Source organism: Ramlibacter aquaticus (genome assembly GCF_015159745.1).
GTDB classification, from domain to species: Bacteria; Pseudomonadota; Gammaproteobacteria; order Burkholderiales; family Burkholderiaceae_C; genus Ramlibacter; species Ramlibacter aquaticus.
Genome location: NZ_JADDOJ010000165.1, coordinates 1 through 1276, shown reverse-complemented (window position 1 = coordinate 1276; position 1276 = coordinate 1). Strand labels below are relative to the sequence as shown.

Genomic DNA, 1276 nt, shown 5'->3' with positions numbered 1-1276 from the left:
TGCGACCGGCACGCACCAACTCCACCATCTGCTGCCTGAATTCCGCCGGGTACGGCGGTCTGACCTTGGACATTTACGGCTCCTTGAACACAAAGAATGATGTGTCCACCGAACCGGGTCAACTCCAACCTGCAGTTCGGCGCCGTCTTCGGGGGCCCCTACACCTACCCCGGCCCGGTGATGGCCGACGGCACGCAGGTGATGTGCGACGACATGGTCGCTGCCCACGCCGACCTGGGGATCCCGGGCTGCGTCTTTGACCAGTTCATCACGGATGCAGCGGCGGTCATGAAGCAGGACGGCGTGCCGGATGCGTACATTGCGCGCGTGGCGCCCACCCTCGTCGGGCTGAAGGGCGACATTGTGTCCCCGACGCCGCAGTACTTCGCCCCCAACACGGCCCAGACCTGCCAATGAGGCGCATCGCCTGGGGCGCCTCTGTCACGGGCATGGGCGTGATCGTCGCCGCGATCGGCGCGATCGGCGCCCTGCACACGAGCGGGGGGCGCGAACTGATGGCCCGCCTGGGCGTTCCCTGTCCGGTGGACAAGGTGAGCGCCGAGCAGGTCACGCACCTGCGGCAGGTGGGGTCCCAGGCGCTGCGGGGCACCGTCCCCGCGCCTGCGAGACAGGCCTTGGGCATGACGCTCGGCCAGACCACCGAGGCCGATGTGAAGCAGTGGCAGAAGGCGAGCGGCGCGCAGTGCGAGACGCTGCAGCGGGGCTACCCCTTCGTGCGCTGCCGCGGCATACCGGCTGCCGCCCTGGGGGCGGAGGGCCCGGCAGTGAGCGAGCTCTGGTTCAGTTTTTCGCCGGCGGGTCGATTGATCGCCGTGGACCTGTACCGACGCGGACTGGACGACACGGGCTCGCAGCAGGCGTGGTCGGACGCGAGAGCGCGGATGGCCAAGGTGTTCGGTGCGCCCGCCCGCGTGACGGGCGACGCTTCGCCGGCTGTGTTGCGAGCCAGCGCCTTGCAGACGGCACGCGTGGAGTATCGGTTCTCGGACTACTTCGTCGCCCTGACGGCGGTGAACTTGCCACATGCCGGGCTGGCCGTTCGCGAGCAGTACACACTCGTGAATTAGCGAAGAACATTCAGGGCTCTGCGTCCGCGCGGGGGCAGAGCTTGTGAAGTGCGAACCCGGCCTAGTGTCCTGTCCCGCTAATTCATAGGCACGAAAACTGCATGGGATGAGGCATCCTCGGAGATGCCTCATGCCCAATGCATATACCCGCACCAGCAACATCGAGCTCACTGACGCGGAGCGCGCGG

2 protein-coding genes are annotated in these 1276 nt (G+C 67.2%); both read left to right on the top strand.

Going from position 1 to position 1276, the window contains the following annotated elements:
* Positions 1–99: 99 nt before the first annotated feature.
* Positions 100–417 carry a globin family protein gene (locus IM725_RS19940; protein ID WP_227753988.1) on the top strand — a complete coding sequence of 106 codons (318 nt, stop codon included), beginning with the start codon at positions 100–102 and terminating at the stop codon, positions 415–417.
* Positions 414–1088, top strand: a complete 675-nt coding sequence (locus tag IM725_RS19935; RefSeq protein WP_193782385.1) for a hypothetical protein — start codon at positions 414–416, stop codon at positions 1086–1088. Before IM725_RS19940 ends, IM725_RS19935 begins: the two co-directional genes overlap by 4 nt.
* Positions 1089–1276 lie beyond the last annotated feature (188 nt).